Genomic DNA, 25725 nt, shown 5'->3' on the forward strand with positions numbered 1-25725 from the left:
GACACTATTGGGTTTTATGCCCATTAGGTTGTATAACGCGCTTTTAACACAATTATCGTGCAAAAAGAATTTGCGAATCTCCACTTTTTTTGTCACATCACATAAAAAGGTATTGACCTCCGCAAATATTTTTTACTTTTGCATCAAATAAAATGTGCCATGGCTAATTTTCAACTTACTTCTGAAACCGCATTTAAAGTAAAAACTAAGTTTTTAAGGAAATACCGCGATCTGGCCAACGAGCCCCTAGATTTTACACCAGGCAAAGAAGATCAATTGATCGAAGATTTAATGCGTTTGGTTAAACGCGACCGTACTTATATCGAATTTACCATTCAAAAGGCGCTGGCTGATACAAAAGGCAACAGACTTTAATAATTTTATTGCTTTATCTTTCCTTTTTAGCGTAACGCTTAATTTACGCTTGTACCAAATAAGCTGTTTTTAATATTTACGGCTTTTTGTACATTTACTTTCGTACTATATCAATAAATAATCTTCCAAAAACAGGCTTTCAATTGGTTCTGTACTGATGGAATAAATACATAAGGAAATGAAGAAACTAAAATATCAATTTTTAGCACTTGGTTTTGGCCTTGCTGTTTTATCTTTTTCTTTCAGAGAAGATTTGTTTCTGGTCTCGAAAAACCTGGATATTTTTGCTTCGCTTTATAAGGAAATCAACATCAATTACGTTGATGATACCAATGCCCCTAAATTGATGAAAATAGGGATCGATGCCATGTTGGATAGTTTGGATCCTTATACCGAATATGTTCCCGAATCGGAAATAGAAGATTATAAACTGAAATATGTAAGTACCCAGTACGGTGGTATTGGTGCAGGTACCGTTTTTATTGATGGAAAACTGTTTATTAACGAAGTGAGCGAGGGTTATCCTGCAAATAAAAGTGATCTTAAAGCTGGCGATCAGGTACTGAGCATCAATGGTATTGCCGTAAAAGGAAAAGACCGCCCGGAAATTAGCCAGTTATTGCGCGGACCCAAAGGTACAGCAGTTGACCTTGTATTGATCAGGGATGGAAAAGAAATGACCAAAAAACTGGTCCGCGAAGAAATAAAACAGCCGAATGTATCCTATTCAGGGATGGTTGGTGATGGTATCGGTTATATCAAACTTGATAAGTTTTTGGAAAACTCTGGCCAGGAAGTAAAAGATGCACTTTTGGCCATTCAAAAAGAAAATCCGAAAGGTGTGGTCCTGGATTTAAGGAATAATGGCGGTGGTATTTTACAGGAAGCGGTTAAAATTGTAAACCTCTTTATCAATAAAGATCAGCTCGTTGTTACTCAAAAGGGGAAAAATGTAGAGAAAACCATTGCCTATAAAACCCTTAATGCACCGGTTTCTACATCGCTTCCTTTAGTGGTATTGGTGAACGGAAATTCGGCTTCGGCATCCGAAATTGTTGCAGGTTCCCTACAGGATTTAGACCGTGCCATCGTTATCGGGCAACGTAGCTATGGAAAAGGACTGGTTCAGCAGACTTTCAACTTACCTTATAATAGTTTGGTTAAAGTAACGGTTGCGAAATATTACACGCCATCAGGCAGGTGCATCCAAAAACTGGATTACGCACATAAAAATGCAGAGGGCGTGGCCGAGCGTTTTGCTGATTCTACCATGGTCATGTATCAAACCAAGGCTGGTAGAAATGTATATAGTGGCAATGGCGTTTATCCCGATATTGTGGTTGATGCAGCCAAGTTAAGCCCGGTTACCATTTCGATGATCAATAAAAGCCTTTTCTTTAATTATGCCAATCAATACCGGAAAGAAAAACCAACATTAGCCTCAGCCAGAACGTTTCAATTATCAGATGCCGATTATGCTACATTTTCCAGCAGCCTGGCCGATAAAGACCTTTCTTATCAAAGCCGCACGGAAAGGTTGCTTTCTGATCTGCGTGCAGAGGCTGAAAAAGAAAATAAATCTGCAGAAGTAAAAACCGATCTCGAAAACCTTAAATATAAACTTACTTCTTCTAAGAAAACCGACCTGGTTAGCCATAAAACAGAAATTAAAAGAGTCTTGGAAACACAGATTGTAAGCCGTTATTTTTACGAAAAGGGAAGAATCGAACAGAGCTTTCAATACGATAAAGAATTGGCAGCAGCAAAAAACCTTTTTGCCAACCAATCGCAAATACTGGCCATTTTAAAAGGAGATGGAAATTATAAGGTGATTGGGAAACCAACCAAAGCCACCGCATCGATAGACTAAATAAAAAAAACATAGCCGCTGTTCTTATGAAGAAATTGACCTTACTATGCCTTGTGCTATTAATTGCCTTACAGTTAAAAGCGCAGGATTATACTCCTACAGCCTCTAATTTAAAACAAAGAGCATGGTTTAACGATGCCCGTTTTGGTTTATTTATACACTGGGGGCCTTTTAGTATACCAGGAAGCGGCGAATGGGTAATGAACGAACGGAAGCTGAATGTTCATAATTACACCAACCTGAAAGATTTTTTTAACCCGGTTGAGTTTAATGCCGAACAATGGGTGAGTATGGCAAAGAATGCCGGAATGAAGTACATTACGCTAATTACCAGGCACCACGATGGCTTTAGTATGTGGGATACGAAATATTCTGATTTCAACATCATGAATACGCCTTATAAAAAGGATATTGTAAAAATGATGGCTGATGAGTGCCATAAACAAGGCATACAATTATACCTGTATTATTCATTGTTGGACTGGCGCAGGGAAGATTATCCGTATGAAACGGGCCGTACAGGTCAGAACTCTGGCAGGACGGGTAAAGGCGATTACGCCAGCTATTTGCAGTTTATGAAAAACCAATTAACCGAGCTGCTGACCAATTATGGCGAAATAGGCGGAATCTGGTTTGACGGGCATTGGGACCAGACCGCGCCGGAAGGATCAAAAGACAGAACATCGCGGATTGATTGGAAATACAATGAAATTTACGGACTGATCCACAAACTGCAGCCACAGTGTATGATTGGGAATAACCATCACCTTAGTCCCTTTGCAGGAGAAGATTTTCAGATGTTCGAACGCGATCTTCCCGGCGAAAATAAGTCGGGTTTAAGTTTTCAAAAGGCTTCGGATAAACTACCACTCGAAACCTGCGAAACCATTTCAAATTCATGGGGCTATAATTTGAGCGATACTTACTACAAATCGAATAAAGAACTGGTGCACATGCTGGTTAAAGCAGCAAGTTTGGGTTCCAATCTTTTACTGAACATCGGTCCAATGCCCAGCGGTAAAATACAGCCTGAATTTCAGGATCGTTTGGCCGGGTTAGGTGCTTGGCTTAAGGTATATGGCGAAAGCATTTACGGTACAAAGGCTGGCTTTATAAAACCGCAGGCCTGGGGAAGCATCACGCAGAGCGATAAGAAAGTTTATATCCATTTAACAGATGGAAAAACGACAACGCTTACTTTGGAAAACATTCCGTTGAAGAAAATTAAAAAAGCATATTTATTAAGCGATAAAAGTGCGGTAAACTTTACGCTAAAAAAATCAACATTAACAATTACTACGGTGCCAAATGAATCAGAACCCGACCAGGTGATAGTATTGGAGATCGGTTAAAAGAGTTATACTCGTTGTCATCCTGAACATAGTGAAGGATCTTTCTATTAACTATTAGTTTCAACCATATAAGAAATTTAAGGGCACATAAGCTTAAATGTTCTTATATTCCTTATATGGTAAATAAGATTGCTTTGTATGCCAAAAAAGCCTTCCCGCAATGAACGATTTCTCATGTTCAAAGAGGCTGTATCATAAGGTATAATTTCTCTTCTAATTTGTCACGTTGAGCCTGTCGAAACGCCTTAAGGTGTTTTAAAAGAGATTCTTCGACAAGCTCAGAATGACAACTAAGCCCATGAAACAGCCTCTAAATCCAATGCTTTTACTTTATTTCAACATATTCTTTGTCACTTTTATGATAAAATAAACGTAAAACGTTTTACTTTTAGGGTTTTAAATTCAATGTAAGTAATTATAAGCACACATGCAGTTCAATAAAACCTCTTTTATTCTATTTTTAACCACTTCTCTGTCTGTATTTGGTGTTTGTGCACAGCAGAAAGCCAAGCTTACGCAGTATGTAGATCCACTGATCGGATCGGCAAAGCACGGACATGTTTTTGTAGGTGCCAATATTCCTTTTGGGGCGGTGCAGCTCGGGCCAAACAATATTTTTGAGGGCTGGGACTGGTGCAGTGGTTACAATTATATCAGTAATACCATAACCGGTTTTGCACATACTCATTTAAGTGGTACAGGAATCGGTGATCTGGGTGATATCTCGATCATGCCGGCAACAGGTAAATTGTTGTTAGAGAAAGGTAAGACTGCCGATGATCAGCATGGTTACCTGTCTAAATTTTCACATCAGAATGAAGTGGCAAAAGCAGGTTATTACAGCGTACTGCTCGATAAATATGATATTAAAGCCGAGCTAACCGCTACCGAGCGGGTGGGTTTTCATCAATATACCTTTAAAAAAGGGGCCGAAAACCCCCATATCATCATCGATTTAATTGAAGGCATTGGATGGGATGCGCCTGTATCTGCTTCATTGAAGCAGCTCGATGCTACCACCCTGGTAGGGCATCGTAATTCGAAAGGCTGGGCCAGCGATCAACGGTTATATTTTGTGATTAAACTTTCGCAACCAATTAAAAACCTTGTGCTTTATGATAGTACAGTAGTTAAAAGCGGTGCCGGATTATCGGGTAAAAAGTTAAAGGCAGTTGTTAATTTTGATGCCATTAACCATGAAAAACTACAGGTAAAAGTTGCTTTATCGCCGGTAAGTTCAGAAAATGCCATTTTAAACCTAAATACAGAATTACCAGGCTGGGATTTTGCCTCAACGGTTAAAAATGCTGATGCAAAATGGGAAAAAGAGCTTTCCAAAGTTGATATTGGCGCATCCAATACGACTAAAAAAGTATTTTATACCGCACTATACCATACTATGATCGCACCATCTTTATTTAACGATGTAAATAAAGATTACCGTGGAACAGACAAAAAGGTATACAAAAAAGCAAATTTCAATAATCTTACCACCTTTTCACTCTGGGATACCTACAGAGCGGCTAATCCATTATACACCATCCTTCACCCTGAAAAGGTAAGCGATGTGGTAAATACCATGCTGGCCATTTATAAACAGCAGGGAAAATTACCGGTTTGGCATTTAATGGGAAGCGAGACCAATACCATGGTCGGTTATCATGCTGTTCCTGTTATTGCAGATGCTTATTTAAAAGGGTACCGGGGCTTTGATGTAAACCTGGCTTTTGAAGCGGTAAAGCAATCGGCCATGCAAAAAACTGATGGTATCGATTATATTCAGCAGTTAAAATATATTCCTGCCGATAAAGTAAATGAATCAGTTGCAAAAGCTTTGGAATACGCCATTGATGATTATTGTATCGCAATGTTTGCCAAAGCACTGAACAAAACCAAAGATTATCAATATTTCAGCAAAAGAGCAGAGCTGTATAAAGCATATTTTGATAAAGATGTGCAGTTTATGAGAGGAAAATTAGCCGATGGCACATGGAGAGTACCTTTCAGCCCGGTGGCTTCCAAACACCGCGAAGATGATTATACCGAAGGAAATGCCTGGCAATACACCTGGCTGGTGCCCCAGGATGTAGAAGGGTTGATTAAATTATTTGGCGGCGACAAACCATTTGTAAATAAATTGGATTCATTGTTTTTGGTAAAAGCTGATCTGGGCGAAAACAGTTCTCCCGACATTTCGGGCCTGATCGGGAATTATGCACAGGGTAACGAACCTGGTCACCACATTACCTATTTATATACTTATGCGGGTATGCCGTGGAAAACAGCCGACATGATCCGTAAAATCGATCGCGATTTTTATTCTTCAAAACCTGATGGATTATGTGGTAACGAAGATGTGGGCCAGATGAGTGCCTGGTACGTTTTTTCGGCGATGGGTTTTTATCCTGTTAATCCCGCAAACGGTGCTTATGTTTTTGGAACCCCTTTGCTTAACCATGCAACCATTACATTGGCAGGTAATAAAAAGTTTAACATCAAAGTAATTGGCAACAGTGCTGAGAACAAATACATCCAAAAAATTATACTGAACGGGAAACCTTATAACAAGTCATATATTCTTCATAAAGCCATAGTTGCCGGAGGAAATATTCAGATTTACATGGGAAATAAACCATCGGAAACCTGGGGTGTAAAACCTGAAGACAGGCCTGTTTCAAATCAATAATGTTAAAAAAATAATGAAGAAAACATTTCTATTCCTTTTGCTTTTTTCGGTGCTGTACGGAAATGCACAACAGCGTTACGAATTAAACTCTGGCTGGCTTTGCGCCAATATCAAAGATGCGCAGTCTACCGGGCCAGAAATTTCTAAGCCCGGTTTTTCACTTAACAGCTGGATGCCCGCAACAGTGCCTGGAACGGTTTTAACCACCTTGTTAAACAATAAAAAAGTTCCTGATCCATTTTATGGGATGAACAATGAAAAAATACCAGATGTATATAAAACAGGCAACGATTATTATACCTATTGGTTTGTAAAAGATTTTCAGGAGCAGGCCATTGGCAATGAACAGGTTTGGCTACAGTTTAGGGGGATAAATTACAAGGCTGAGATTTACCTGAACGGGAAAAAAGTAAATGCCAAAACACAGGTGGGCATGCATTTAAGGGCGCAGTACAATATTACGAAACTGCTTGCTGCAAATGGTAAAAACAGGCTTGCAGTTATTGTTTATCCACCCGATTTTCCCGGTAATCCTAATGGAGGCCAGGGCGGAGACGGAACGATTGCCAAAGGGTTAACCACGCAATATACTGCTGGCTGGGACTGGATACAGCCCATCCGCGACCGTAATACGGGGATCTGGGATAAGGTAACGATCGAAAAAACCAAAAGCATCAATATCCAAAACCCACAGGTAATCACGTTGGTGCCGGGTAAACGTTTACCGGAAGGCAAACAGAATCCTGCTGGTATTAAAGTTTCGGTCGAAGCTGAAAATCCAACCAATAAACCTGTTTCGGGCATTTTACAATATCAGATTGCTGGTAAACTGGTTAAGCAGCCGGCTACCCTTGCTGCCAATAAAACCACAATAGTTAAATTTCCAGATTTACAACTCGAAAACCCTAAACTATGGTGGCCAAGCGGATATGGACCACAAAATTTATACGATGTGAAGATCAAATTTGTAACGGCCAACGAGGTGTCAGATCAGGAGCAGCTTAAAGTGGGGGTTCGCCAGATTGATAATATTTGGAATGAGCATACCAGGAGTATGGGAACTTTTGTAAACGGGCAAAAGATTTTTATCAAAGGAGGTAACTGGATTATCAGTGATGCAATGCTCCGTTTTAGCGATGCCCGTTATGATGCAGAAGTACGTTACCATAAAGATATGAACCTTAACCTGATCAGGATATGGGGTGGGGCAATTTTAGAAAGACCGGAGTTTTACAATGCTTGCGATAAATATGGTTTATTGGTTTTTCAGGATTTCTGGTTCAGTGGCGATTGCAACGGCCGTTGGGTAGACCCGATGAAGAAGGAAGACCAATGGACACGCAGAAATTATCCTGATGACCATAATCTAACTTTAAATGCGATTGAAGACCAGATCAAAATGGTACGAAACCATGCTTCACTAGCTTTTTGGTGCGGAGGAAATGAAATTACCCCGCCGGAAGATATTTTAGAACCTTTAAAGAACGATATTCTGCCACGCCTGGATGGTACAAGAAAGCTTTTCGATTTTTCTAACAGCGACGAAATGTCGTTCAATTCAATTGGCGGCAATGGTGACGGGCCTTATGGAATACAGGATACCAAAACCTTTTGGGCTAGCCGAACGTTCCCTTATAACTCAGAAGTTGGATCGGTAGGTGTTGGCGACTATGCTTCGCTGTTGCGTTTTATCCCAAAAGAAAACCTTATTGCACCACAATACAAAGCCAAGCCCGATTCGGTGTGGGATTATCATAAATATATTTCATACGAGCAATACCTTAATCCGTATGGTAAGCCAAAAAGTGCAGAAGATTTTGCCATGAAAGCACAATTGGTTAATTATGATCAATATAGGGCATTAATGGAAGGCTTTTCCAACAAAATGTGGGATTGGTACACCGGTTCTATCATCTGGAAAACCCAAAACCCCTGGACAGCCATGCGCGGACAGATGTACGATTATTATCTTGATCCAAATGCCTGTTTATATGGTTTAAGGAAAGGAAGCGAACCGTTGCATGTGATGATGAATCCTTTAGATAGTATGGTTACGATTGTAAATAATGGTTTTACTACGAGGAACAACTTAATGGTACAGGCAAAAGCTTATGATATGGAAGGGAAAGATTATTTCTACTCTCAGGCCTTCAACTCTGTTGGTCCGTCTTCTGTGAGAAGACTTTTTCCTTTGAACGAATTCTTAACCAAACTGGATAAAAAAGAAGGTGTATTTGTTTCTTTAAGGATTTTAGATCAGAAGCAAAATATTTTAAGCGAGAATACCTATTGGCTGACCGGAAAAGATGGGGAATATTCGGGGTTGAAGAATATCAAGAAGGCCCCGTTAAAAATCGCTGCTATCAATCAGAAGAACGGAAAAGTTGCTGTAACCTTAAGTAACGCTGCCGGAAACGCTGTTGCCTTTTTTAACCGTATTGCTTTAATAAATGGCAATACCGGCGAACGGATATTACCTGCGTTTTACGATGATAATTATGTAAGCATTTTACCTGGCGAAAGTAAAACAGTGGTTGTAGAGTATACCGGTAAACAAAGCAACCTGGCGATAGAGGTTTACGGCTGGAATGTTGAGAAACAGAAAGTAAATATTCAATAGAAAATTATTAGGTAACTTCTCATTGGTCTAAATCGCGATATATCGGCGTTAGGGATTGTAAGGGTTCAGTACCGATTTTTCATCGGTACCGGAGCGAAGCGTAGCCCTGAAAAGCCCGACCCTTGCGTAGCTTGGGTAACGCCCATATCAGTTTGCAGTTCTCTGTTGGCGGTTTATAATTCTTTAGATTTTAATCGTTAAGGTGTATTACAAATCAACAATACAGAGAGTCAAGATTGCAAGTCTCAACTAACAAAAATGGCGATACTTTTGATATCGCCATTTTTGTTTATGTTATTTAAGCTCTAGCTTACGCCATGTAATTTTACTTTTAATCCGTCCATACTATTGTTTAGCTGCAACTGGCAGGCTAAACGCGAGTTTGGTAACAGATCAGGCAAAGTATCTAACATGGCATACTCATCGTCTGTCATTTCGTTAAGTTTTTCTTCGCCTTCCAAAACATCTACACAGCAGGTGGCACATAGCGCCATTCCGCCACAGGTAGCAAGAATATCATATTCTGATGCTTTTAAAAACTCCATCAGGCTCAGGCCCATGTCAGTTGGTGCAACATGTTCAGTTACCGAGCCATCCGGCTCTTGCATATATATAGTAATGTTGTTTTCCATTTTGCTCTCTTTATTGTGGCAAATATAACAGAAAGCTTAAAATTCTGAAACCCCGTTTACGGTTGTATATTTCATTGTATATTTCACACCAGGATTCATGTAAGAATAAGCACTGTGGCTCATTAATGCTGCCTCATGGAAACCGCAAAGAATTAATTTTAATTTATTCGTGTAAGTATTAATATCACCGATAGCATAAATTCCAGGGATATTAGTCGAATAATCATCGACATTCACTTCGATGGCACTTTTGCTGATGTTGAGGTTCCAATCTTCAATAGGGCCTAATTTTGGACTTAAACCAAACAAAGGAATCAGGTGATCGGCTTCTACAACAGTTTTTTCCATGGTACGGTTCTGAACAATTTCAACCTGCTCCAGCTTATCCGTTCCATATACGGCCTGAAGGTTGCTGTTTAAAATCAGGTTAATTTTTCCACTTTCTGCCAATGCCATTACTTTGGCAACAGAATCTGGTGCACCACGGAAACTTTCACTTCTGTGTACCAAAGTCAGTTCAGAGCAAACTTCTGCCAGGTAAATGGTCCAGTCTAAAGCAGAATCGCCACCACCTGCAATTACCATTTTCTGATTGCGGTACTTCTCTGGGTCAAGTATCATGTAGTTTACACCCTTGCCGTTTTCAAAGTTTTCTAAATTTTCTACGGCTGGTTTACGTGGCTCGAAACATCCTAAACCACCGGCAATAACCACAACCTTGGCTTCTATAACGGTACCCATATTGGTGGTTAAAACGAAATCGGCTTCGCCGCGCTTTTCTAAACCTTCAATACGCTCGCCTAAAGTAAACGTTGGATGGAAAGGTTTGGCCTGCTCCATTAAATTATCGATAAGTTCCTGAGCCAGCACAGAAGGATAACCTGGAATATCGTATATCGGTTTTTTAGGATAAATTTCAGACAGCTGACCACCAACCTGTGGAAGGTAATCAATTAAATGACAACGCATTTTTAATAAACCGGCTTCAAAAATGGCAAATAAACCAACCGGACCAGCGCCTATTATGGCTATATCAGTAGTGATCATTAAAGAAAAAATTTGATGCAAAGTTACAAAATAAAGTCTTATCAATTTCTCTATTTAGAAATATTCTAGATAATTTTGCAATCCTATTATATTCAGTATTTTATATGCTTTGAGTTGATGAAAAACAAAAGTTAAAGGTTTTTGGCGGCCTAAAGCAAATTATAATTGGTCTATAGGTTTAGTGGGAAATCATTCTCTACCTTAATGTGATTCATAAAAGGATAATATTTTAGCTTTCCCGATAACCCGTTCTCCTTCATGGATATTCCAAACTCGACCAAGATTTAAATAGGGGTGGAGAGAAGGAAAATCAAGAAATCTGACTTTTACGTTCTTTTTCTCTCCAGGTTCTATCGAAGGCCACTCGCTAAAATTAATATCCCCAATGAAAGTTTGTAATATTTTATTTTCTTTATATTCGAATACATGATTGGGCCTGAAGCCTGATATAATTCCAGTTTTTCTTCCCCCAACACTCGTTGACTTCAATTCCAATTCTGCCTTTACTATAACTAATGAATTTGAATTTTCATACTCTATTTCATTAAAGCTTACTAATGTGTATTTATCATATGCCATTACATCAAAAATTTTTGATTCGCCTGTCGCTAGCCATTTTTTGTAAATAATCACCCCATTTTGATATAAATACAGCTCATTATTTTTAATTTCTCTATGGATTTTCATCATCGCCGACAGCTTTACCAACTCATTCCTAAATTCTGAAAGACAAAACTCCATACATCGGCTGCTTCTTCAATTAATTTGGTGGTTGGTTTACCCGCTCCATGGCCGGCTTTGGTTTCTATCCTGATTAAAACCGGATTTTCGCCCTTGTATTTTTCCTGTAAGGTTGCTGCAAATTTGAAAGAATGTGCCGGCACCACACGGTCGTCGTGATCAGCCGTTGTAATTAATGTTGCCGGATAATTAACACCACTTTTTACATTATGGAGCGGTGAATATTTGATCAGGTAATCAAAATCTTCTTTTTTATCGCTGGTTCCGTATTCAACAGCCCAACCCCATCCAACGGTAAATTTATGGTAGCGAAGCATATCCAGCACACCAACGGCAGGTAAAGCTACCTTGAAAAGATCGGGTCTCTGTGTCATACAGGCACCAACTAAAAGTCCGCCATTTGAACCGCCCGAAATGGCAATTTTAGATGGATTGGTATATTTTTCTTTAACCAGGTATTCGGCTGCAGCAATAAAATCGTCGAATACATTTTGTTTTTTGGCCAACATACCGCCTTTGTGCCAGGCTTCTCCATATTCACTTCCGCCGCGCAGGCTCGGTTGAACGTAAATGCCTCCACGCTCTAAAAACAGCATGCGTGATAAACTGAATGAAGGTGTTAAACTGATCTGGAACCCCCCGTAAGCATAGAGGTACACCGGGTTATTGCCATCAAGTTTGATCCCTTTTTTATGGACAATGAACATCGGTACCTTGGTTCCGTCTTTAGAGGGGTAAAATACCTGACTGGTTTCATAATCGTCGGTATTGAGCTTTAATTCCGATTTTTTGTATAAAATCGATTCAGCCTTTTCAACATTATAACGGTAGATATTGCTAGGAGTGGTAAAGTTGGTAAAAGTATAGAAAAACTCCTGGTCTTCTTTATAGCCGCCAAAACCGGTAACAGTACCAATGGCAGGCAGTTTTACATCACCAATTTTTTTTCCTTTTAAATCAAATTGAACAATGTTTGTGCTGGCATCTTTTAGATATGTTGCCCATAAAAATCCGCCACCGGTTCCAATACTTTCCAGCGCCAGCTTAGATTCCGGAATAACTTTTTGCCAGTTTTTCGGAGCTGCATTTTTCGGGTCTACCAAAACCACTTGCCTGTTCTCGGCCCCTAAATCGGTATTTATCAATAATTTGTCGCCGATGTTGTCGACAACGCTGTGATTATTTTCATAGCCTTTAACCAGTGGTGCTATTTTGCTGCCTGGTATTTTTAAATCTTGGTAATACAAAGCATTGCCTGAGGTACCTGCGCTGGCATATAGCACCAAAAAGCGCTCATCTTCCGTAATGCTTGCGCCAAAATATAAGTTAGGGTTTGTTTTATCTTCAAAAATTAACTGGTCGTTTTTCTGTAAATCGCCCAATTTATGATAATATACTTTTTGGTACTTATTGGCTGCCGAAAGGTCGGTTCCTTTTGCAGGCTCATCAAACTTACTGTAATAAAAGCCATCATCTTTCCACGCTGCACCCGAAAATTTGACCCATTTTAACTCGTCGCCCAATTTCATTTTGGTAGCGATTTCCATCACATAAATATTGCTCCAGTCTGATCCGGCCTGTGCCACTGAGTAGGCTAAGTATTTTTTATCATGAGAGACCCCGAGCAGCGATACCGCCGCTGTCCCGTCTGCGGTAAGTGTATTTGGGTCGAGAAAAACCTCCTCTTTGCCATCTAGGCCTTTTTTTATAAACCAGATGCTTTGGTTTTGCAATCCATCGTTTTTGGTAAAGAAATAATATTCGCCAATCTTAAACGGGGCCGATTCTTTCGGATAGTTCCAAATTTCGGTTAAGCGCTTTTTAATATCAGCCCGGTAAGGAATCTGTTCAAGATAGTTTTGGGTTACTTTATTTTCAGCACTTACCCAGGCCTTGGTTTCGGCAGAGGTATCGTTCTCGAGCCAGCGGTACGGATCGGCGATCGCAGTGCCAAAATAATTATCTATAGTACTGTCTTTTTTTGTTTCAGGATATTTCATCAATGTTATTTTTTCTGCTGGTTTTTTGCCTTGGTTGCAGGCAAACAGAACTAATGCAAATAAGCTTAATAGAATTTGTTTTTTCATATAATTTATTGTCTGTTTTTTATCATTACCAGGATATTATTGCTTCATCATTATGTTATTTGTCTGAAAAATACGATCAGTTTTGATGGCTAAATGGTTTTAGATGTAGTAATGTAGTATTTATTATACGGATTTTCAAGAAAAATCATTTTTTCCTTTGATCGAAATCCAATTCTCATATTTTTGCAGCCAGATAACCCGGTAAACTAACTTATTCATGATTAATTTCTTCTATGATGCCTAACTAGCTAGGCATTCCTATTTTTTTTCCTAAAAACTAATTTTTAATCCCTAAACAAAATAAGTATGAAACAAAACTTACTAATTTTTATTGCCCTTTTTTGTTCGTTTATAGCTTTTGATGGCTATGCACAAAGCAAAAAAATTACGGGTAAGGTTCTGGATAGCAAAAACATTGCTATTCCGAATGTGAGTATCGTAATTCAAGGCGCAAATGCATCAAGCCAGACCGATCTTTACGGAAACTTTAGCCTTTCTGTAAACAAAGGCGTAACAATCGTATTTAAATCGCTTGGGTTTCAGGACCAAAGTATCATCGTTGGCGACCAGACCAATTATACCATTAAATTACAGGACGCGGTACGTAACCTTGATGAGGTCGTGGTTGTAGGGTATGGATCATTAAAAAAAGAAGCCATTACCGGTTCAGTTTCTTCTATCGATGCTGATGATATTGGCAAAAGACCTGTTGCCAATGCATTGGTGGCTTTAGAAGGATCGGCACCGGGTTTGCAGATCAACAACTCTTATGGTGAGCCAGGATCTGCGCCAAGTATCCGTATTCGTGGATTTGGATCGATCAATGGAACTTCAGCACCTTTAATTGTATTAGACAACGTAGTTTATACAGGTAGTGTTAACGATATTAATCCAAACGACATTGAATCAATTTCTGTTTTAAAAGATGCAACTTCTGCAAGTTTATATGGAAGTAAAGGCTCAAACGGTGTAATTGTAATTACTACCAAAAAAGGAAAAAATGGAACATCGAACTTAAACGTTTCGGTAAATCAGGGTTTATACACCAGGGGGATTCCTGAATATGATAAAGTAACGCCGGAGGAATACATGGGGGTTGCATTTTTGGGTTACCGTAACCAGTTAATGACTGCCAACCCTGCTCTAACCATAGCACAGGCCAATGCAACGGTAAATGCGAATTTAGTGCCAACCATCCTTAAAACCAATATTTTTAATCTACCGGATAATCAATTATTTGATGCAGATGGAAAACTGTTACCAAATGCGCAGATAAAAGGAACCTACGCTGAAGATTTAGACTGGTTTAAGCCGATCACCAGGGATGGTTACCGTCAGGATTATAACCTGAGCGGCCAGTCAGGATCAGAAAAATCTAATTTATTCTTTTCATTGGGTTATTTAGATGAGCAGGGTTATATCAAAACATCAGATTTTGAACGCTTTACAGGCCGTGTGAGCGGAAGCATCAGCCCAAGATCGTGGATTAAAGCCGGGTTGAGCTTAAACGGGAACTACCAGGTTACGAACAATACCAACGGAGAAGGAAGTGGTTTTACCACCCCTTGGAACTACGCCAGGAACGTTGCGCCGATATATCCGGTTTATGAGCATAACCTTACCACTGGCGAGTACATTTTAGATTCTTCCGGAAATAAAATTTACGACAATGGAATAAACTCAAGAACCCAGTATTTAAATCGTCACGTAATCTGGGAAAACGAACTGAATATGGACAGAACTTACCAGAATTCGTTGGTTTCTCAGGCTTATGTAGATATCAGTTTCTTAAAAGATTTTAAATTTTCTACAATAGCCAGCAGTTCATTAAGAAACTCTGAACAACGTACCTATAACAATGCTACTATTGGTGATGGCCAGGGCAATAAGGGAAGAGGTGCCAGAACAATTTACAGAAGAAATGAATTAACCCTGCAACAGCAGTTAACTTATAAAAAGAGTATTAACGACCATAACTTCGATTTCCTGGCCGGGCACGAAAGCTACTTTTATAGATATAACTACCTGTACGGTTATAAAACGACCGAAACATTTGCCGGCCAGGTTGATCTGGTAAACTTTACGCAGATTACAAGCTTGACCGATTATGAACATAATGACAGAACGGAAAGTTTATTAAGCAGATTACGCTATAATTACAAGGAAAAATACTTTGTAGAAGGTTCATTCAGAAGGGATGGAACTTCGAGGTTACACCCAGACAACAGATGGGGTAATTTCTGGTCGGTTGGCGGAACCTGGTTAATTTCTAAAGAAGATTTCTTTAGTTCAATTTCCCATTATGTAAATGATCTAAAACTCCGTGGATCTTACGGTAGAGTGGGTAACATTGGTAGTGTAGATTTTTATGGTTATATGCCACTATATGCCATTGGACAGAATAACAATATTGCTGCTCTGTACAAAAATCAAAATGAGAACCCTAACTTAAAATGGGAAGGCCAAAGAGCTACTTCTGCTGCTTTGGAAGGGCGTTTCTTTAATAGGTTAAACTTATCTGTTGAGTATTTCGACAAAGGGTCGGACGATTTGATCTTTAAAGTTAACCTTCCGCTTTCTGCCGGTGCCACCAGCACAACCGATGGTGTTTCTACCATCACCAGAAATATCGGTAAAGTTAGAAACAGCGGTTTCGAACTTGCTGCGGATGTAGATATTGTTAAAAACGCAAACTTTACCTGGAATTTTGGTGCCAATGCAACATTCCTGAAAAATAAAATTGTTTCATTACCTCCTGAAAACAGGGCAAATGGTATTATAACTGCTCCGTTTAAATATATGGAAGGTCACTCAATTTACGACTATTTCTTATATCAATATGCAGGTGTGGACATGATGACCGGTCAGGCACTTTATTATGCCGATGATGCAGCGTTTAGTCCAACCAATACCACTGGTGCACACTATCCGTTCCTGGTAAATATTAATGGTGTAAACTATACCAGAAATGCCGTTTATTCTAAACGTGATTGGAGTGGTTCTGCTATTCCTGATGTATTTGGAAGTTTTAATACCAGTTTTAAGTATAAAGATTTCACCCTATCTACCTTATTTAACTATTCGATCGGCGGAAAAGGGTTCGATTATTCTTATATCGGTTTAATGAGTGTAACCTCAACGCCTAGTGCAGTTCATAAGGATATTTTAAAATCGTGGAACGGTGTACCTGAAGGAATGACTTTAACCTCGCCTGACAGGATAAACCCAACAGCTACACCTCAGATTAACTATACCAATAGCCAATACAATAACAACAGTATCAGCAATAGATTCCTGTACGACAACTCTTACTTTGTAATTAAAAATGTTGCCCTTGGTTATACTGTGCCACAGAATGTTATCAAAAAATTGGATATAAGCAAATTGTCGTTTACTTTCTTGGTTGATAACCTGGCAACATTTACACGTATGAAAGGTTTAAGTCCGCAGCAAACTTTTGGCGGATATAGCGAAAATCAGTTCGTTCCATCACGTACTTTCTCTTTGGGTGTTAATATTGGTTTATAGTATTAAAAATAAGATTATATGAAAGCTTTAAATAAATATATAAGTGCAGTTGTCATCGTATCGATGCTTGCATCATGTAAAAAGGAGTATTTAAATACGGCTCCAACAAATTCAACTTCTCCGAGCACTGTTTTTGCAACTACGGCAAGTGCGGCACTTGCAGTTAACGGATTGGCAAAGTTAATGACCCAGCAAAAAATCTCGAGCCAGGGTTTTAATGGCGAAGGAACCATAAAAATGTATTATGGAAATTATGCAGGTAATCACTTTGGGGTTAATTTGCCAGGTTTTGCAATTCCAATCAATATGGAATTTTATGCCAACCCAACCAGTACTTATGGCTACTATCCATGGTATTACTACTATTCTATTATCGGTAATGCCAATACCATTATCAACAGAATAGATGGCGCAAGTGGTCCTGAAAGCGAAAAACAATATATTAAAGCACAGGCTTTAACATTCAGGGCTTACGCTTATACCATGTTGGCACAGCTATATGGTAACAGATGGTCTGATTCTAATAACGGAGCTACATCAGCAGTGGTATTAAGGGTTGATGAATCAACAGGTGATATTCCGTTATCTACATTGAAACAGACTTATGATTTAATCTACAGCGATTTAAATACTGCAATTAATTTATTTACCACATCTGGTAAAACCCGTTCTGCTACCCAGTTTTATTTAACCGATATCAATGTAGCCTATGCAACTTATGCCAGGGCAGCACTCAACAGACAGGATTATGCAGCCGCAGAAAATTATGCAAATAAAGCAAGGCAGAGCTTTCCTTTAATGACGGTTGCGCAGTATAAAACAGGATTTAATACTTCGAATAGCGAATGGATATGGGGTTCGTATGGAGCAACAGACGAAACCTTGTTTTTCTATTCTTTCTTTGCTTACATTGCCTATAACTCAACAGCTTCAACAATTACTTCAACCCCAAGATACATGAGTAAGGAACTTTATAATAAAATTCCTGCAACTGATATCAGGAAGGCATTGTTTTTGGATCCCAAAAATTTAGCATACAACACCACTACGGGTGAAGGAAGCGCTGCCTTAACAGCAGCAGCAAAGGCTCAGTATCCTGCTATGCAATCGGCAGCCAGATCGTATCCTTACATGCAGTTCAAATTCTCTGCAACAGATATGCCGGGTGTTGGCAATTTAAACCACTTCAGAAGTTCAGAAATGATCCTGATCGAAGCTGAGGCAAAATATTTCCAAAACAAACCTGCTTCCGATATCCAGGCGCTTATGAACACTTTAACCAAAACAAGTTTAAGAGATCCTGATTACAATTGTACCGCGACAGGTGCTGCACTTTTTGATGAGATTAAATTGTACAGGGCTATTGAACTCTGGGGCGAAGGCTTCGACTTTTTCGACGCAAAAAGATGGGGCGACAAGATTGAGAGAAAGAGTTTCGCAAACGGAGGTAACTTTGTAAATATTTTGGCTACCACCACTCTTCCTACCGACCGTAACGGTTGGAAAATCGTAATTCCGAGCAGGGAAACAGATTATAACGGTGCCTTTAATCCATAAATATATTTAGATAAATTAAATATCAAGGGGCAATCTCTTCTGAGATTGCCCCTTTTTTGTGCTGATGCTAATCTGTTCTTATTTGGTCTTTCTTTCGGATTTGATTGCACACAGATTTCGAGATTACACAGATAGCTATGCTTTGGTCTTTCCCCTTTAGTCTTTAAGCTTTTTCCCTTACCTTTGAAAATCCATGGCAAAAAAGATTTATTTCGCTTCCGATTTCCATTTAGGTACACCCAGCTATTCTGAAAGTCGTACCCGCGAGGCGCGCATTGTAAGTTGGTTAAATTTTATTGAGCCAGACTGTAGTGAACTCTTTTTAATGGGCGATGTTTTCGATTTTTGGTTCGAATATGCTACAGTCGTACCAAAAGGCTTTGTGCGTTTGCAGGGAAAGCTGGCCGCGATGACCGACGCCGGAATAAAAATCTACTTTTTTAAAGGCAACCACGATATGTGGGTACGCGATTACTTTACACGGGAAATCGGGATGGAGATCATCAGCGATGAATTGATTATTGAACGCAGTGGGAAGAAATTTTACCTGCACCACGGCGATGGTTTGGGGCCGGGCGATAATAAATATAAATTTTTAAGGAAAATTTTCAGAAGTAAGGTTTGCCAATGGCTGTTTGCCCGTTTACATCCTAATTTGGGCATCGGTATAGCCAATAGCTGGAGCAGGGGCAGCAGGGCTGCGCAGACCGAAAAGGAAGTGTTTTTGGGTGAGGATAAAGAATGGCTGGCCATTTATGCCAAAGAACAATTGCAGCAAGCACATTTCGATTACTTTATTTTTGGGCACAGGCACCTGCCACTTGATATAGATCTGGGCAACGGCAGCAGGTATGTAAATATCGGCGAATGGCTTAACTATAATTCTTATGGGGTGTTTGATGGGCAGGACTTAAAATTGGAATATTATAATCCTAAGGCTTAATTTCTTTTTTCGGAAAGCAGAGCCAGTAACTTAATTTAATGTCTGTCGGGCTTTTCGTTATAGTCCCGATTTTTAAAGGAAAATCGGGAGCTGCCACTTCAATCCCGTTTAGGTACGCTGGTTTCTGCTGCCATTTGGGGTTGTTTGTCGCTTAGATGCACTGCCATTTATTACTAAACCCGATAAAACGAAAAGCCCGCATCCCGATTTTTCATCGGGAGAGGACTTGAAGTGATAGCGGGGCTGCAGGCCGCCACAGGAGAGGAACTGCCCATTTCCAAAACCTTTAAACATGTTTTTCCCATTAATCTATTTTGGCTATATTACATATAGTTGAGGTCTTTTTTTCGGAAAGCAGAGCCAGTAACTTAATTTAATGTCCGTCGGGCTTTTCGTTATAGCCCCGATTTTAAATAAAAACCGGGAGCTGCCACTTCAATCCCGTTTAGGTACGTTGGTTTCTGCTGCTATTTAGGGTTGTTTGTCGCTTAGATGTACCGCCCTTTGTTACTAAACCAGATAAAACGAAAAGCCTGCATCCCGTTTTTCATCGGAGAGGACTTGAAGTGATAGCGGGGCTGCAAGCTGCCACAGGAGAAGAACTGTTCATTTCCAAAAACCTTTAAATCTATTTCCAACTAATGGTTAATGCCTGTGTTTTTAAAAAGCTAACCCGGAGCCTTTTTTAATGTTCTCCAGGCCTTTCATTGCTGCCTGGGCTTTAACCTTTAATCGTAAACAAACTAATTCAGCTTTTTTCCTTATTTTTGCATTTTCCTGAATTTTTGGGTCTATTCCAACCGTCGGGGAATTTCAACAAGAATAAATATGTTAGATAAATTAGAAGCTATAAAGCTGCGTTGGGAAGATGTGGAAGAATCGTTGAGCAATCCGGATGTAATCCAGGATATGAAACGTTTTGCGGCTTTAAATAAAGAATATAAAGACTTGGGCAAGATTGTGGATGAGTATAAGATCTACAAAAATGTGATGAGCAATATCGAGGCGAACAAAGAGATTTTAGCGACTGAAAAGGATATTGAATTGCGGGAAATGGCAAAAGAGGAACTGGAACTTTTGCTCAAACAGCAGGAAGAAATGGAAAGTAATATCCGCCTGATGTTGATTCCTAAAGATCCTGAAGATGCCAAAAATGCCGTATTTGAGATTCGTGGCGGTACAGGTGGCGATGAAGCAGCTTTATTTGCCGGCGATTTATACCGCATGTACTCCCGTTATTTCGAAACCAAAGGCTGGAGCGTTGAGGTGGTTGATGTAACTGAAGGTACAGCGGGTGGCTATAAAGAGGTAATTTTAAAGGTGAGCGGTGAGGATGTTTATGGTCAGTTAAAGTACGAAAGCGGTGTACATAGGGTGCAGCGTGTACCTGACACTGAAACCCAGGGCCGTGTGCATACTTCTGCGGCATCTGTGGCGGTATTGCCTGAAGCCGAAGAAATTGACCTTTATATTAATCCTGCCGATATCGAGCTGCAAACCTCGCGATCAGGAGGTGCTGGCGGACAGAACGTAAATAAGGTAGAAACCAAGGTGCAGTTAACGCACAAACCATCGGGTATTGTGGTGGTTTGCCAACGTGAGCGTTCGCAATTGGGTAACCGTATTATTGCCATGGAAATGCTGCGCAGTAAACTTTACGATATTGAGTTGCAGAAAAAGAACGGCGATATTGCGGCTAAACGTAAAACGATGGTATCAACCGGCGACCGTTCGGCCAAGATCAGAACTTACAATTACCCTCAGGGCCGGGTTACCGAGCACCGTATCGGTTTAACCCTGTACAACCTCCCAAGCATTATGGATGGCGATATTCAGGAGATTATTGATGCCCTACAATTCGCCGAAAATGCAGAAAAGATGCAAGAAGGCGCTGCCAGTTAGGTGGTTAAATATATTTTAAAAAAAAATTTGCGAATTAAGATATAGTCTCTATATTTGCAACCTCGAAAGAGACAAGAGGTTCGAACTTTAAAGAAGAACAAAAGGAGTGGTAGTTCAGCTGGTTAGAATACATGCCTGTCACGCATGGGGTCGCGGGTTCGAGTCCCGTCCATTCCGCGAAAATAGTTTTAAATTTAGCTAAAAGCCTGTAAATTAAATGTTTACAGGCTTTTTCGTTTTCTGGTAACACCAAAATATTCATTTTTTCGCAAGAAAAAGGTGAGCAATTCGGTGAGCACATTAAACGGTATAAATGCTCACCAATATATCTTAAACAGTTGTTTATGAGCTAGTTCAATCATTAAACATCTTGACTGTAAGTGACAGAATTAACAATTTTGTTTCACTTTAATCATTTGTCATGAGAACAAACATGAATCTGCTTTTTTACTTAAAAAAGCGCTCCACTTACAGAAACGGTCCGGTAACCATCTATTTAAGGTTTACGGTTAATGGTAGACGGGCAGAAACCTCAACAGGAAAGTCTTGCGATCCAAATCGCTGGAACGCACAGGCCGGGCGTGTTGCTGGTACTAAAGAAGATGCCAAGGTTTTAAATGCTTATCTGGATAAGTTCCAATCGAAAGCTCAGGAGATTCACCAAGTAATGACGGTAGGGAACGAAACAGTTACGGCAGAAACGGTTAAAAACCGCTTTATTGGCAAGGCTCTTCAGTCAAGGACGCTAGTAGACATATTTGAAGATCACAACGCCAAGATGAAAAGCCTCATCGGAAGGGAATATGAAAGAAGTACCCTTCAGCGCTATGAAACCTGTCTAATGCATGTTAAAGACTTTATGCAGTTAAATTATAATGTTTCAGATATTCCCGTTGCAAAGATCAATTTTGCTTTCTTAGTAGATTTTGAATACTACCTTAGGAGCGTACGCAACTGTGGCAATAACTCTGCAATCAAATACATCAAAAACCTCGGCAAAATTGTCCGCATATGTTTAGGTAACGGATGGTTGGCTGTTGACCCATATCTCAATTACAAGCCCAAACAGAATGCTGTACATCGTGAGGTGCTCACCAAAGAAGAGCTAAGCCGTATCAAAGAAAAGAAGTTCACTATGGATAGGGTTGGTACGGTCCGGGATATGTTTGTTTTCAGTTGTTACACAGGGCTTGCCTATGTAGATGTATGTAAATTAAAACGCTCAGAACTCGTTAACGGCACTGATGGTAATTTATGGATATATACAAGCCGAAAGAAAACAGATACACTCTCACGGATCCCCGTATTACCAGCGGCTTTGTCGATAATTAAGGCTTATGAAAACCATCCCCAATGTATTTTCAAAGATACCTTGCTTCCAATGATGAGCAATCAGAAAATGAATGCGTATTTAAAAGAGATAGCAGACTTATGTAATATCAATAAGTTGCTGACTTTTCATATTGCCAGGCATACCTTTGCCACTACTATAACACTCAATAACGGTGTACCTATAGAAAGTGTGTCGAAGATGATGGGGCACACCAGTATCAAAACAACACAGATTTACGCAAAGGTGCTTGATCATAAGATTGGTTCTGATATGCAGAAAATTCTAGAAAAAGTAGAGTAAGTCGAAACTTTAAACTATAAGGAATATTATACGAGAATAATATTTTGAATTATTAGCAAAAAAGGATGCGACACTTGCTGTCACATCCTTTTTATCTAAATTAACGCTCTCAATCTATGATTGATGCAAGGCTCTCACCCCTTGCATCCGCAATATGTAAATAATAATTTGATGCTGCAATATCAAACTTACCGAATACAAACCGTTAGGTAAAACAAAGAAATTAACTTTATCCTGTTAGCTATACTGTAAAGGTCTAAAAGAATCTGTATCCTAAATTACTCAATCTAAAAGACATAGATGTAGCACTGACATCAAAGATTTTAGCTAAATGCTTAATGTCGTCTTCGCTGTGCAAATCGAATTCCATTTTCTCGATTTCCTTATTGAGAAGAACTTCCGGCATTAAAATACAAGCAGCAAATTTATTGGCCTCCTGCTCCCATTTTTGGGATTGTTCGGTGTAAGTAAAGCTTGGTGATCTGAAAAGAGCCTTATACTGCTTATCCATAAATACATCAGACTGCTCTCTGTGTAATACGTAATGTCCAAGCTCGTGGGCGATGGTGAAACGTCTTCTGACGCGGGATTCTGTCTGATTGTAGCCAATCGTAGCTCCCTCATCATTTATAACGAGTACACCAGAGATATCGTCATCAAATCCGTAGGCTAGTACTTTGATGCCCATCGACTTTGCAATATCTTCCACTTTTATCGGAAGTGTTTTAAATAGAGGATTATCTAAAGCCCCTTCAATAAAAGTCTCAATTTTCTGTTCAACTTTTTTGGTGCTCATATCAAATATTTTATGATCCTATTTTTTAATCAAATCCAGGAAACCTTCAAAGGAGTTTTTTGAATTTGTGTTTAGATCCCATTTTTGCGCTATTTCGTCAACTTTAAATACATCAAAAGACGAATCAGCCGTTGCCTTCGTATTTATTGAAGGAATCAATTCTGTAAAGTCAATTTTCAAATACTTGGCAATGTTAATCAGTAGAAAAGTAGATGGCCTCTGTCTTCCCTTTTCTATATTAACAACCGATGCCCGAGATAGTTCGAGAAAGTTTGCGAGATCTTCCTGTTTGACCCCAGCGTTGAGTCTTTCCTTCATTATGAGTTGACCCACTTCCTCATAAAATTTATCTTCATTCATAAAGATCTGTTAATTACCGCTCTGCAAAGGTATAAATTAGTTTTTTCAAAAACAAGAGAATTGTTTGTAATACTTTACATGAAAAAAAATAATTAATTTTGTAATTCTAAATTATATCTGTATATTTGCAATAACCATAAGGAGAAAATGGTTGTAAATAAAAAAAGCCGAGTAAGTTACCCAGCTTTGATTTTTTTGAAAATATGTCCACAGGCTTACGAACCTGTTAACGCATTTGTTAGTCGTTTCTCAAATGTATGGATTGATTCTTAATAATCAAAGCATTTACACTATTAATTGTTAGGGTAGCCTGTCGGGAATTGTTAACTATTAGAAGAAAAGCCTCGTAGGAACCTATTGTCAACCCCCGGAAAAAAGCAGCGCTTGCGCTGGAGCAAATGTTTTGCATGTCCGCAGAACGACCAATAACAATTAATAACTACGAAAATGTTACCAACCAATACAGATAGCCCGGCAGCTAAAAAGCCAAAAAAATCAATTGCAATCGTTAACGAAGTTGAGATTTCCTTCGAAGATCCGATTCATACTGGTCGTGAGATCCTTAAAGAAGCTGAGATCAAACACCCAGAGTGTGTGGATTTATACCAGCTTTTTCCTAGCGGTGATTTCGAAAGAATATCACTTGATGAAAAAGTCGACTTCTCAAAATCCGGTGTAGAAAAGTTCATCACCAAAGAAGTCGAGTTCCGTAACTACACGGTCGATGGTCAGCAAGAAACCACGGATCAAAAAAAACTGACAGCCGATAGAATTCTAAAATTGGCAGGCATCGATCCAGAGCATCATTTTTTGATACTGGTCAAAAATGATAATACCAAAGTAAGTTATGCCCGCAAAGGTGATGAAGAGATCAAGATCACTTGCCCGCCAATGCAGTTTCTAACAGGCAAGAAGGATACTGTTTGCGATTTTGAGCAATGCTGCCATTCTGGAACAATTCCTGTTATCTCTTATAGGTATGTGATTAAGATCAACAGCGAGAAATACACCGTTGATGAAAAAGAGATGACGGGTAGACAAATCCTGGCGCTCATCGGTCAGACTCCCGAATCCTATTATTTGAGATTCAAGCACAAGGGAGGTTCTACAATCGTAGGCGCAGATGAGGTCATTGATTTCACCAAGTGTGGAGTTGAAAGATTTAGTGCAAAAGCTAAAAATTGTACGGAGGGTCGCGTTAATCAACGCGACTTTTCTTTGCCTGAAGAAGATGCGGACTTTCTTAAAAAGCTAAACCTTTCATGGGATTCTTTTTCAGAAGGATCCCGTTGGCTTATTCTCAGGGATTATGCACTTCCAATTGGATATAATGTTGAGAAATGTGATGTGGCAATTGCAATCCCCGCGAATTATCCGATCGAGCAGCTGGATATGTTCTATATGTATCCGAATCTTGTTAGGGCAGATAGGCAGGTAATCGGGGCTCTTAGTCCCCAGATCATTGAGGGTAAGCAATACCAGCGCTGGTCGAGACACCGGACTCCACAAAATCAATGGGTGCCAGGAGAAGATAATCTTGCCACCCATCTTGAATTGATGATCCATAGCCTGCGGGAAGAATTTACAAAGCGCTAA

18 protein-coding genes and 1 tRNA gene are annotated in these 25725 nt (G+C 39.5%); 12 read left to right on the forward strand and 7 right to left on the reverse strand.

All coding sequences use genetic code 11. The annotated features are described in order from the left end of the window. Positions 1–159 precede the first annotated feature (159 nt). The 5 genes from ACFSR6_RS09055 (at position 160) to ACFSR6_RS09075 (ending at position 8903) form a co-directional block, all read left to right on the forward strand. Positions 160–375: a hypothetical protein gene (locus ACFSR6_RS09055; RefSeq protein ID WP_029280579.1), complete on the forward strand. Its 216-nt coding sequence runs from the start codon at positions 160–162 to the stop codon at positions 373–375. Between the two features lie 178 nt (positions 376–553). After that, complete coding sequence (locus ACFSR6_RS09060; protein ID WP_379077900.1) at positions 554–2245, forward strand: S41 family peptidase; 1692 nt, start codon at positions 554–556, stop codon at positions 2243–2245. Between the two features lie 26 nt (positions 2246–2271). After that, complete coding sequence (locus ACFSR6_RS09065) at positions 2272–3597, forward strand: alpha-L-fucosidase (protein ID WP_379077903.1); 1326 nt, start codon at positions 2272–2274, stop codon at positions 3595–3597. Between the two features lie 427 nt (positions 3598–4024). After that, complete coding sequence (locus ACFSR6_RS09070; protein WP_379077904.1) at positions 4025–6283, forward strand: GH92 family glycosyl hydrolase; 2259 nt, start codon at positions 4025–4027, stop codon at positions 6281–6283. 13 nt (positions 6284–6296) lie between these two features. Beyond that, on the forward strand, positions 6297–8903 hold the full coding sequence (locus tag ACFSR6_RS09075; protein ID WP_379077907.1) for a glycoside hydrolase family 2 protein: 2607 nt from the start codon (positions 6297–6299) through the stop codon (positions 8901–8903). Positions 8904–9208: 305 nt separating this feature from the next. Here the strand turns inward: ACFSR6_RS09075 and ACFSR6_RS09080 are convergent, their stop codons facing one another. The 4 genes from ACFSR6_RS09080 to ACFSR6_RS09095 form a co-directional block, all read right to left on the reverse strand. Beyond that, complete coding sequence (locus tag ACFSR6_RS09080; protein WP_229685134.1) at positions 9209–9535, reverse strand: 2Fe-2S iron-sulfur cluster-binding protein; 327 nt, start codon at positions 9533–9535, stop codon at positions 9209–9211. Between the two features lie 36 nt (positions 9536–9571). Then, positions 9572–10582 carry an NAD(P)/FAD-dependent oxidoreductase gene (locus tag ACFSR6_RS09085; RefSeq protein ID WP_379077910.1) on the reverse strand — a complete coding sequence of 337 codons (1011 nt, stop codon included), beginning with the start codon at positions 10580–10582 and terminating at the stop codon, positions 9572–9574. A gap of 201 nt (positions 10583–10783) precedes the next feature. Further along, on the reverse strand, positions 10784–11272 hold the full coding sequence (locus tag ACFSR6_RS09090; RefSeq protein ID WP_379077913.1) for a hypothetical protein: 489 nt from the start codon (positions 11270–11272) through the stop codon (positions 10784–10786). An 11-nt stretch (positions 11273–11283) separates the two neighbouring features. Then, positions 11284–13410 (reverse strand): prolyl oligopeptidase family serine peptidase, encoded by a 2127-nt coding sequence (locus ACFSR6_RS09095; protein ID WP_379077915.1) that lies wholly within the window; start codon positions 13408–13410, stop codon positions 11284–11286. Between the two features lie 306 nt (positions 13411–13716). Between ACFSR6_RS09095 and ACFSR6_RS09100 the strand changes: the two genes are divergently transcribed. The 3 genes from ACFSR6_RS09100 (at position 13717) to ACFSR6_RS09110 (ending at position 19438) form a co-directional block, all read left to right on the forward strand. Beyond that, positions 13717–16938: a SusC/RagA family TonB-linked outer membrane protein gene (locus ACFSR6_RS09100; protein WP_379077918.1), complete on the forward strand. Its 3222-nt coding sequence runs from the start codon at positions 13717–13719 to the stop codon at positions 16936–16938. An 18-nt stretch (positions 16939–16956) separates the two neighbouring features. Then, positions 16957–18495 carry a RagB/SusD family nutrient uptake outer membrane protein gene (locus ACFSR6_RS09105; RefSeq protein WP_379077921.1) on the forward strand — a complete coding sequence of 513 codons (1539 nt, stop codon included), beginning with the start codon at positions 16957–16959 and terminating at the stop codon, positions 18493–18495. Between the two features lie 193 nt (positions 18496–18688). Beyond that, on the forward strand, positions 18689–19438 hold the full coding sequence (locus ACFSR6_RS09110) for a UDP-2,3-diacylglucosamine diphosphatase (protein WP_379077924.1): 750 nt from the start codon (positions 18689–18691) through the stop codon (positions 19436–19438). 108 nt (positions 19439–19546) lie between these two features. Here ACFSR6_RS09110 and ACFSR6_RS09115 read toward each other — a convergent pair whose 3' ends face one another. Next, positions 19547–19732 carry a hypothetical protein gene (locus tag ACFSR6_RS09115; RefSeq protein ID WP_379077927.1) on the reverse strand — a complete coding sequence of 62 codons (186 nt, stop codon included), beginning with the start codon at positions 19730–19732 and terminating at the stop codon, positions 19547–19549. Positions 19733–20266: 534 nt separating this feature from the next. Here ACFSR6_RS09115 and prfA point away from each other — a divergent pair. The 3 genes from prfA to ACFSR6_RS09130 all read left to right on the forward strand — a co-directional run bounded on the left by prfA (position 20267) and on the right by ACFSR6_RS09130 (position 22973). After that, on the forward strand, positions 20267–21340 hold the full coding sequence (prfA, locus tag ACFSR6_RS09120; protein ID WP_379077930.1) for a peptide chain release factor 1: 1074 nt from the start codon (positions 20267–20269) through the stop codon (positions 21338–21340). Between the two features lie 103 nt (positions 21341–21443). Next, a tRNA-Asp gene (locus tag ACFSR6_RS09125) sits at positions 21444–21517 on the forward strand. Between the two features lie 244 nt (positions 21518–21761). After that, positions 21762–22973 (forward strand): site-specific integrase, encoded by a 1212-nt coding sequence (locus ACFSR6_RS09130; RefSeq protein ID WP_379077933.1) that lies wholly within the window; start codon positions 21762–21764, stop codon positions 22971–22973. 256 nt (positions 22974–23229) lie between these two features. Here ACFSR6_RS09130 and ACFSR6_RS09135 read toward each other — a convergent pair whose 3' ends face one another. Next, positions 23230–23769, reverse strand: coding sequence for an ImmA/IrrE family metallo-endopeptidase (locus tag ACFSR6_RS09135; RefSeq protein WP_379077936.1), 540 nt, complete (start codon positions 23767–23769; stop codon positions 23230–23232). 18 nt (positions 23770–23787) lie between these two features. After that, entirely contained in the window at positions 23788–24129 is a 342-nt protein-coding gene (locus ACFSR6_RS09140; RefSeq protein WP_379077939.1) for a helix-turn-helix domain-containing protein, read from the reverse strand. 447 nt (positions 24130–24576) lie between these two features. Here ACFSR6_RS09140 and ACFSR6_RS09145 point away from each other — a divergent pair, with 447 nt between their 5' ends. Further along, a complete protein-coding gene (locus ACFSR6_RS09145; protein ID WP_379077942.1) occupies positions 24577–25725 on the forward strand; it encodes a multiubiquitin domain-containing protein in 1149 nt (382 codons plus the stop codon).

Source organism: Pedobacter vanadiisoli (assembly GCF_042684385.1).
In the GTDB taxonomy this organism is placed as follows: domain Bacteria; phylum Bacteroidota; class Bacteroidia; order Sphingobacteriales; family Sphingobacteriaceae; genus Pedobacter; species Pedobacter vanadiisoli.